Annotated in this window: 12 protein-coding genes and 3 tRNA genes; 13 read left to right on the top strand and 2 right to left on the bottom strand. The window is 34.3% G+C overall.

Going from position 1 to position 9332, the window contains the following annotated elements:
- The first annotated feature begins 155 nt into the window (after window positions 1-155).
- From COX77_03440 to COX77_03390, 11 genes are all read left to right on the top strand, one after another.
- Window positions 156-530: a hypothetical protein gene (locus tag COX77_03440; protein ID PIZ98802.1), complete on the top strand. Its 375-nt coding sequence runs from the start codon at window positions 156-158 to the stop codon at window positions 528-530.
- 73 nt (window positions 531-603) lie between these two features.
- Window positions 604-1536 (top strand): hypothetical protein, encoded by a 933-nt coding sequence (locus tag COX77_03435; protein PIZ98801.1) that lies wholly within the window; start codon window positions 604-606, stop codon window positions 1534-1536.
- 7 nt (window positions 1537-1543) lie between these two features.
- Window positions 1544-1753, top strand: coding sequence for a hypothetical protein (locus tag COX77_03430; protein PIZ98800.1), 210 nt, complete (start codon window positions 1544-1546; stop codon window positions 1751-1753).
- Window positions 1754-1908: 155 nt separating this feature from the next.
- Window positions 1909-1983, top strand: a tRNA-Arg gene (locus COX77_03425).
- Window positions 1984-2247: 264 nt separating this feature from the next.
- A complete protein-coding gene (locus COX77_03420) occupies window positions 2248-2601 on the top strand; it encodes a hypothetical protein (protein PIZ98799.1) in 354 nt (117 codons plus the stop codon).
- A gap of 29 nt (window positions 2602-2630) precedes the next feature.
- Complete coding sequence (locus COX77_03415; GenBank protein PIZ98798.1) at window positions 2631-3050, top strand: hypothetical protein; 420 nt, start codon at window positions 2631-2633, stop codon at window positions 3048-3050.
- A gap of 55 nt (window positions 3051-3105) precedes the next feature.
- On the top strand, window positions 3106-3627 hold the full coding sequence (locus COX77_03410; protein PIZ98797.1) for a hypothetical protein: 522 nt from the start codon (window positions 3106-3108) through the stop codon (window positions 3625-3627).
- On the top strand, window positions 3627-4283 hold the full coding sequence (locus tag COX77_03405; protein PIZ98796.1) for a hypothetical protein: 657 nt from the start codon (window positions 3627-3629) through the stop codon (window positions 4281-4283). Before COX77_03410 ends, COX77_03405 begins: the two co-directional genes overlap by 1 nt.
- Window positions 4284-4296: 13 nt before the next feature.
- Entirely contained in the window at window positions 4297-4857 is a 561-nt protein-coding gene (locus tag COX77_03400) for a hypothetical protein (GenBank protein ID PIZ98795.1), read from the top strand.
- Window positions 4858-5017: 160 nt separating this feature from the next.
- A tRNA-Arg gene (locus tag COX77_03395) sits at window positions 5018-5092 on the top strand.
- A gap of 127 nt (window positions 5093-5219) precedes the next feature.
- A tRNA-His gene (locus tag COX77_03390) sits at window positions 5220-5293 on the top strand.
- Between the two features lie 268 nt (window positions 5294-5561).
- Here the strand turns inward: COX77_03390 and COX77_03385 are convergent.
- On the bottom strand, window positions 5562-6464 hold the full coding sequence (locus COX77_03385) for a hypothetical protein (protein ID PIZ98794.1): 903 nt from the start codon (window positions 6462-6464) through the stop codon (window positions 5562-5564).
- Window positions 6465-6532: 68 nt separating this feature from the next.
- Here COX77_03385 and COX77_03380 point away from each other — a divergent pair, with 68 nt between their 5' ends.
- Together COX77_03380 and COX77_03375 are read left to right on the top strand one after the other, a co-directional pair.
- Window positions 6533-7099: a hypothetical protein gene (locus COX77_03380; GenBank protein PIZ98793.1), complete on the top strand. Its 567-nt coding sequence runs from the start codon at window positions 6533-6535 to the stop codon at window positions 7097-7099.
- Between the two features lie 352 nt (window positions 7100-7451).
- On the top strand, window positions 7452-7652 hold the full coding sequence (locus COX77_03375; GenBank protein PIZ98792.1) for a cold-shock protein: 201 nt from the start codon (window positions 7452-7454) through the stop codon (window positions 7650-7652).
- A gap of 125 nt (window positions 7653-7777) precedes the next feature.
- Here the strand turns inward: COX77_03375 and COX77_03370 are convergent, their stop codons facing one another.
- Window positions 7778-9076, bottom strand: a complete 1299-nt coding sequence (locus tag COX77_03370) for a hypothetical protein (GenBank protein PIZ98791.1) — start codon at window positions 9074-9076, stop codon at window positions 7778-7780.
- Window positions 9077-9332: the final 256 nt, after the last annotated feature.

Raw genomic sequence — 9332 nt, 5'->3', positions numbered from 1 at the left:
CCTAACGAAGTGTTTAACCGCCAACGATAATTAAGATTTGAAATAGAATTTAAGTGATTGACAATAAGCGAATACTCTATTAATATACAAAGGTTGTCCATTCTAGTTCTTTAATTAATCAATATTTACTAAATTAACTTATAGGAGATTATAGTTTGCAAAAATTTGAAGGTTTAATTGGCATTCATCAAATCGGTGATGCTTGGAAGGCTTTTATGAAGAGTCTGCCAAAGGAGAGGGTGAAAAAAATTTCAATTTCGGTATGCAACCATCAAGCTATTGAGAAAAAGGAGGAAATTTTTAATCATTTTGATATTTCTGAACTGATTAAAAAAGCAGAAACACAATTTGTCCAGGATAAAAACCGCTCTATTTTGCGATTACGATTTCAAAATAAGGGGTATCATGTACAGATGAGTTTGGTAAATAAACAACAAAATATTAGTCGAAATAACAGCAATAAAAAAGATATTCACTGCGCTACTCTGGATCAGGACAGGATTTATCTAAAAATAACTTCATTTAAATGAAGATTGAACCACTCTCAACGAGGGTGGTCTTTTTTTATTTGCTTAATCGCTAGCGGCGTCGTAAAATATATGTATGACCACAACATTAGAGAAATTAGTAATTTCCTTTTTGGAGTATTTGGAAGTAGAAAAGAATCGTAGTGTTCTGACGGTACGAAATTATAATTTTTATTTGCATCGTTTTTTACAGCAGAGTCAGGTGAGAAATCCTCAAGACATTACCCTGGAAGCTGTTAAGAAATTTCGGTTATATTTAAACAGGTTGGTAGTTGGCGGTAAGGCATTAAAAAAGAGCACGCAAAATTATCATATCATTGCTTTGCGTAGTTGGCTTAAATATATGGCTAAGCAGGACATTAAAACCTTGGCAGCAGAAAAGTTGGAATTAGCCAAAATAGGTGAGCGTATTGTTGATTTTTTGGAGGGTAATGACTTGGATCGTTTATTAAACGCCCCTTTTCAAAGTAAGGAGAAAGAAATTATTCAGCTACGAGATAAGGCCATTTTGGAACTATTATTTTCTACTGGTTTACGTGTATCCGAGTTAGTAAATCTTCAACGCGATAGTATTAACTTGAAGAAAGAGGAATTTACCGTCCGTGGTAAGGGCGATAAACCACGAGTGGTATTTTTGTCTAATCAAGCCAAGTATTGGCTGGGTCAATATTTACAAAAAAGACAAGATTTAGAAAAGTTTTTGTTTATTGCCCATGATCGAGCTAGTAAATCACGAACAGAGGATAGTTGTGCTTTAACATCACGTTCAGTGCAGCGTTTGGTGGATAAGTACAGCCGTATCGCTGGTATCACCAAAAGAGTCACACCGCACACGCTCAGACACTCATACGCCACAGATCTTTTGTATAATGGTGCTGATATTCGTTCAGTGCAAGCGATGTTGGGACACGCCAGTATTACCACCACGCAGATTTATACTCACGTTACCAATCAACAATTAAGAGAAATACATCAGGCTTTTCATGGTCGAACAAGAAAAAATAAATAAATAATTTATGAGCGAAGATTTATTATGTCAATCTTGCCATCAAGCCCCAGTGTTTATCGAGGGCTTGTGTGAATTTTATTATGAGGACATGCTCAGTCAACAGTTTACAAAAGAGGAAAGAGATGATAATTTTGTAATGCACAGTAAGGGTTTGATTAAGAATCAAGAGCAGGTCCGAGACCGCGGATTCAGTAAGGTGGCTAAAAATAAAAAATAAAGCGATAAATGTATTTTTACAGTCAGGATAGTTGTTAACGAATTTTCAATTTGGTTCAAATCGTGTCCTTGTAGTTTCAGCCACCCCGTTACGCTTGAGAGCTAGCGCGGTGAGAAGGCTGATCCCGCCAGAGGCGGGACAATGGTTCAAATCGTGTCCTTGTAGTTCAATGGATAGAACGTGGGTTTCCGGTACCTAAAATGGGGGTTCGATTCCCTCCAAGGGCACCACAGCACCATACGGTGCTGTGGGCACCACGTCATATTACTTGCTCGTCGTTGCGTGCTTCAGAACAAGTCTAAATCACTTCACGCAGCTCGCAAGCAATATTCCTTTAGCTCGCTTGCTTATTCCACCTTTGGCGGAACCAAGTAAGCTCGCTACATGATGTCTATTTTTCTTTAAATTTTCACTTTCTTTCCCGTGGGTAGTGGGATTCCTTTATAAAATATACTTAATTCGTCCCCATCTGACGGGGAATCGAACACCACCCTATGTTAAGACTTCGGTGGTGGTTGAAAAAATACCCATTAAAATTATTTATGGAAAATTTAGAACAAAAATATCAATTAGTATTAAAAGAAAGTACTGAGAATGAAAATATTATCGGGCTATTTTTTGGCGGTTCCCATGGAAAAAGCAATGACTTCATTACTCAATATTCCGATATGGATATTTATGTGATTTTATCTGATTCTGCGCTAAAAGAAGTAAAAGAAAAAATGGAAAGTTATTTATCTGATTCGTTTGAAATTAAAGTTTTGAGTTTAACTGAATTGAAAAATCACGCAATTTGGGGAAGCGACCATGAATGGGATAGATACAATTTCGCACACAATAAACAGTAATTGATAAAACAGGTGAACTTACTAAAATTATGAAGGAAAAAGGAACTTTACCAGAAAGTGCAAAATTGTCAGTTATTAAAGACTCTCTTGATGCTTATATCAACGAAGTCTATCGTTCGGCAAAATATTTTAGAGAGGGGAAAGATACAGCGGGATATTTAGACGCAGTAGAATCTTTACCATTTCTTATGACGGCTTTATATGCTCTTGAAGGACGTCTAAAACCATACAATAAATATTTTGAATGGGAACTCAAGAATTATCCCCTAGAATTTTTGCCTTTTGATACAGAGGAATTTATTGTTGATTATTTGGATATTTCACGAACTGGGAATTTTGAAAAACAAGCAAAGATCTTTAAAGCTGTGAAAAAATTATTTATTGAGCAGGGGTATAAATATATTTTTGATGAGTGGAAAACTTATTATTTTGTAGGAGATGGAAAATAATGTAATGGAGAATGTTTATGGATATTAGTAGCGTTTTTTGATAAACTAGGTTGTAATGGAGTCGTATAACTACGCTGCATCATTTTGTTATCAGTGGGATTCCTTTAGCTCCCCGATCCTGATTAAGCAACACGTTTTTTTAGTAAAGTTTAATTATATGAAAAAGAATAGTTTGAATAAAATCACTTTAATTATTGTTATCGTATTTATTGTTGGTATTGCAGGATATTTTATTTTTGATCAGGAATTGACACCCCCGTCTCAGGCTTTATCGCCGTCAGTGAACACCCCGGGAAGTACGAGTGATTTGGTTATCAAAGAGATAAAAGAGTTAAATTTAAGGATAACGGGGGCCTATCCAAAATTTTCTCCCCTGGGTGATAAAATTGTTTTTGCGTCTCGCGGTCAGGATGAAGGACTTTGGTTGGTTAATGTCGATGGATCAAATTTAGAAATATTTACAGTGGAATTCTTTCTGCCGTTGATGATTATGAATGGTCGCGTGATGGAAAATATATTTTTGTTGTTACCCAGCAAGAAACCAATAGTCGCTTTGCTGGATCAAAGGACGAGGTAATGAATGTTATTAATATCCAGACTAAAGAAATAAAGCAAATTTTTGGACCAGTTACAAACATTTTGTACCCGCAGTGGATTACCAATGAAGAAATTGCCTTTATCTATGAAAACAAAACGTCTCGGGAAAATTTTATTATCTTTGACATTTGGGGTAAAGAAAAGAAATTTGTTAATAAAAATGAACCGATTTTTTTCTATACTTTCGATAATGACACTGGTGCTGCCGATCAATCTGTTATTAAATCAGTAACCCTTGATGGTACCACGCAAGAGCTTACCGCCCCAGCTTTTATCGATCCTGTTTTATCTCCCGCTGGTACCAAAGTTGTTTATTATCAGTACACTGGTCCCGGGAAGATGATGACGATGAATATCGATGGCTCTGAACAGGTAAATATTATAACTGAATCCGGTATTACTGACCCCACCTGGTCTTCTAATGGTAAGATTATTGCTTATAGTGTAGAGCAAGACGATGGCATGGCAATACTAGCGTGGGACATTTATGCTATCAATGCTGACGGTACGGATAAGATTAAACTTACTGATTCCGGTAAACAATTCGCCGCTCATCCTCGCTGGTCAGCTGACGGTAAAAAGCTAGTGTTTGATTATCAGGAAAACGGGAAGATTGTTTTGCTAATTTTCAAATAATAATTTGCGTTAGTTGTTAAAAAAATATTTTAATTTATTATATAAAAATCTTATGACGGAAAGACCAACCATAAAAAATTATAAGTTAACAGAAAAAGAAATTAAGGAAATAAAAAAGGATGCTAATAACCCCTTATTAGATGTCGATAGTAATATAGAAAATTTTATTATTACGTTGCCAGAAAAGAGAATGTTTATTCTCAAAAGAAGTGAGGTAATTTTTGAAAATCAAAACGTTGATATGATGGATTTTATTCGCGGGGTTTTGTATAAATGTGATGACGTCAATGTTTCCACCAAAGAATCATTGAAAGAGTATTTTCAACGTAAGGAAGAATTGGAAAAAGAAGTAAATAAATTTTTAAATAACATTGGTATTGATAAAATCGTAGTCAACGATCATGTTCAGAGCGAACAAAACATTAGAGATTATAAAGAAAAAATGTTGAGTGAATTATTAGCAACAAGTGAACTGAATGATTTGGATAAGAAAATAATTAGTAAAACATACTACGATAAATTAAATAAGGCTAAGGAGGAGAGAAATAAGAAAAATAAGAGCAAAAAGCATTAATTCTATTCTTGACAACGACACTGATTTATATTAGAATTGAATCCAGTTATCTAACATTATGGTAGGAGTTTGTTTAAGAAGTAATAAACTTTTTCAGTAAAATCCTGTCACCCGTTGCACAAGCGCTAGCGTGGTGAGATGGCGGGATAATGGTAATTACGCCCCGGTAGTTCAATGGATAGAACGAGAGCCTTCTAAGCTTTAAATCAAGGTCCGATTCCTTGCCGGGGTACCACGTCATACTTTGCCTCGTCCGCTCCATCCAGCTATTCACGAAGAGCTGGATTCCGCTACTCTCAGCAAAGTATTCCTTTTAGCTCGTCCCATAGCAACGGGACTCGCTAGTAAATTTATTTTTCATGGTGGCTATAGTTTAGCGGTAGAACAGCGGGTTGTGGTCCCGCTAGTCTGGGTTCAACTCCCAGTAGTCACCCCAGCTCGTCCAACGAGCTGTCACGTTTGACGTTACATTTGACGAGTCGGTAAAAACATATCAAAATTGTTCACTATGAATTTTTTTGTAAATAAACAAGATGCCTTAGCCAGAGAGAAGTATCTCAAAAGTGGCTATGGCCACCAGTAGTTGCATAATATATTACAGAATACGTCGAGTAATTAATTGATTGATATATTTACACGAAGTTGTTAAAAAAAAAGATATCATACTGATGTAAAAAAATCTCTAATTTTTTATAGAGGTTTTTTTATTTTCCATTTAATTTTTGAATAAAGTTATTCATAGTAGTCGATGATAGGATGCGTTTATGCTTTATAAAATATTCGTCTATTAGATTATAAAACTCATAAATTCTTGTATAGCCAGAATCGTAAAAATATTTTAAGTTAGAGTTACGTTTTTTTTGTTCAGGTATAAAAAATAAATTAGCAGCATAAATAAAATTTTCTTCAAATTTTACTCTAGTACTATCTTGTAAATAACCCCTACCTACAGGTAAGGAAAATTTGATTTTGGACAAGTCGTTATGATATTTATTTTTTAACAAAACATGCATTAATTCATGACGGGCTGTTGGCCAGTTAATATTATTATCGCAATTCAAAGAGAAAGCGATTATTTTTATTTTGCTACTATTATAATTCGTTCCTCTTTGGAAGCTATCTAATAAATTCAAGTGTGTTTGAATTGTTATGTTTATGTTTGACGGTTGTAAGTTAAAAAATTTCAAAACAGTTTCTAATTCTTTTTTACCACGAGTATTAAAATCATGATAATTTTTTACAGTTAGACAATATTGTTTGTATAATATTTTTATAGTATTTGATTTTTCTAGTTTTTTGATATTGGCAATAAATTCTTTTTTAATTAGTTTTGTTTTAGTTAAGTTATAGAAAGGATCGTTATCTTGTGCTTTAAATAATAAGTTAACAAGCCTAATATATTCGTCGCTCGAACAAGGTAAATTTTTAATTAGAGTTAATAGTTTGATTTGTTTTGCATCGTCTTTAATAAAATTAGAAAATACGTTAACCATTTCACGACGAAGATGATGTTGTCCAAGTGGGTTATTTTCATATTTATAACCCGCAGCGTTTATTATTAGGAAAGCTATAAATAGTTGAATATTTGGTTTGAAGATAATTTTCATATTGACATTTGTTTATATATATTATATCAATAAATTGAATAATATAGAACATTAAAAAGGAGAATAATATGCCCATTATATATTTAATAAGACATCTGGAGGATGAAATGGGAAATATTACAAAGAAGGGTCAGGAGCAATTAAAGGATCTTGCTGCGAAAATTATTTCTGACAACATCGTAGTAAGTTATTTTTGCTCTAGTAAACACAATAGATGTCGCCTGGCTTTAAAGAAATTAGCATCCTTATTGAATTATAATGATAATAATTTTGTAAGAATGTTTTTAGATTTTGATTTTTCTACTGATCAATTAAAAACGTGGCAAAAGAATTTTACTTCAAAAAAATTTCAGGAAAAATTAATTCTGTTTAATAGTAAATATTTTGCAGCAAAAGAAATTTGCCCGGAGTTATTAAATCGTGATATTTGCAAGTTTGGTGAGCTAATGAGTGGTATTATGGATGAGGTTCCTATTGATTCAACGATTTTTTGTTTTAGCCACAATACTTTTATACTTGCAATATTAAATAATATTGTTGATACTTCAGAAGTACCATTAACATTGAATTATTGTCAGGGTATATGTTTGGAGTTTAATAATAAATCTTGTTATTATCTTGGTTCGTTTAATTAATAAAAGCGACTGTCTTAGACGATCGCTTTTTTTATTGTTAGATATTAAGTTGAATCCTGAACATCGCTTCGGTTATTTTTTTTATTGATTCGCATTTGGGATTTTTTGTTTTAGCAAAATTATTAGAGAAATCGTATTTGACTATCGGACAATCTCCTTTGCAGTTGTGTTTAGCAAAACAATTTTTTATTACGAGTTATCCATAAACAAAGTAGGGATAGAATGAGCCTATTTGTATAAGTTATTCTTTTGTGTTATACTAGCAATATTCTTGTACAAAAATACTATTATTTGAGAGGTAGTCGAGCTTAATAACTAATATTTAGAAAATTATTCACTAGTAAAAATTTATATTATGAATGGCATAATTAAAAGAAAAACCGATAAAGGTTTTGGATTCATTTCCGTTGAAGGCAGTGATAAAGATTTATTCTTTCACAGCAACGCATTAGTCGATGTTACATTCGATGAACTCAACGAAGGTGATAAGGTTTCTTTTGAGACCGAACAAACACCAAAGGGTTTAAACGCCAAAGACGTTAAGAGAGTCTAGTCTTGGCACCAAAAAATCGCCGAATTTATTGCTTTATTATGAGCGTAACTAATTGGCGATTTTTTGTTTGCTAAAAAAAGTTTCTATTTTTTAAGTAGAAACTTTTAGTAGGAAAATATTTTGGTTTATCTAGATCTTCTGGCAAAGCCATAACTTTTATAACCAGATCGTGAGGCGCTCGGACGCTTAGCAAAACCACCACCACTGCGCCCACGAGATCTATTGAGAGAGCCAAACTTTTTTGATCGGCCACCACTGGAATAAGCTTTTTGTATTGACGCGCTATACTCCTCAGTTATATTAGGAATAGATTTGATAGCCAGCGTTGCTTTGATCAATCTTTCAATTGTCCAAAGATTGTGTTTTTGATCAGGTAGAACAAAGGAAACCGCCTTGCCCTTAAGTCCAGCGCGCCCAGTTCGACCAATTCGATGAACATAGTCCTCAGCTTGTTCTGGTAAGTCATAGTTGATTACGATTTCAATATTATTTACATCAATACCACGGGAAGCAATATCAGTAGCAACTAGTATGCGGTACTGTCCGTTTTTAAATCCCTGTAGGGCTCTAGTTCGTTGTATCAGGGAGCGATTAGAGTGGATCTCTTCAGCTGAATGACCGAAGATCCGTATTTTTTCCGCTAATTTTTTAGCAGCAAATTTCGTGCGAGTAAATATTAAAACAGTACCTTGGTATTCTGCTAATAATTTTTCTAGCAGCATTAGTTTTTTTGTTTGTTGGACAATAAATATCTCCTGTTCAATATCTATAGCTGGCGAACCAGATGGTGAAACCTCAATGCGTAATGGTTTTCTCATGTAGGTATTGGCAATCTTAGCAATACGATCAGGCATGGTAGCTGAAAAAAGCATTGTTTGTCTATTTTTGACAGTCATAGAAAATAATATCGTTCTAATGTCTGGTTCAAATCCCATATCTAACATACGGTCAGCTTCATCCAACACTAGAGTATCCACAAAAGATAAATTTACTGTTCGCCGTTGTAAGTGATCTATTAATCTGCCGGGTGTGGCAATGATAATTCGTGGTCTATTTTTCAATTGTCTGATTTGTGGTTGAATGGATGTTCCGCCGATCAGTACTGCTGTTTGAAATTTGTAGGTACGAGAAAATTGATTGAGCGTTTCATCAACTTGATATGCTAGTTCTCTAGTCGGGACAATAATTAGCCCCATACTTTGACCACTGGTAATTTTTTGGATCATCGGAACCACAAAAGCAAGTGTTTTACCAGTTCCGGTTTGGGCAATTCCCACCAAGTCTTCTCCTTTGATAGCAATAGGGATTGCTTGATGTTGAATTGGTGTCGGAGAAGTAAGTGATAGCTTCTCCAAATGTGTTAGTAAATCTGATTTAATACCCAAATTGGCAAAAGACAGTTTGGTTTGCGTGTTTTCTTTCATAAAATTGTTACATTAATAAAATACGACCCGAGATTCCACTGGTCGCATAATATTTATATAACGAGTAGTTTCGAGTCCTCGCTCGGTGAGCGAATCATAACAAGGCGTAGTATAGTGCAAAGACTCGTTTTTGTCAAGCCCAGGTACTTAACTGGGGTTTATTAGAATAAAATTATGTTTTAGGTACACACATTTTGCACTCTAGCTAATACCTCATTTGGGGTTTTACCACCCAGGGCACAGTGTTCTAGGTTAT

The sequence above is a fragment of the Candidatus Komeilibacteria bacterium CG_4_10_14_0_2_um_filter_37_10 genome, assembly GCA_002793075.1.
Lineage (GTDB): Bacteria > Patescibacteriota > Patescibacteriia > UBA1558 > UBA1558 > UM-FILTER-37-10.
Note: the sequence above shows the minus strand (reverse complement) of the source record. Positions and strands in the feature narration are given on the sequence as shown.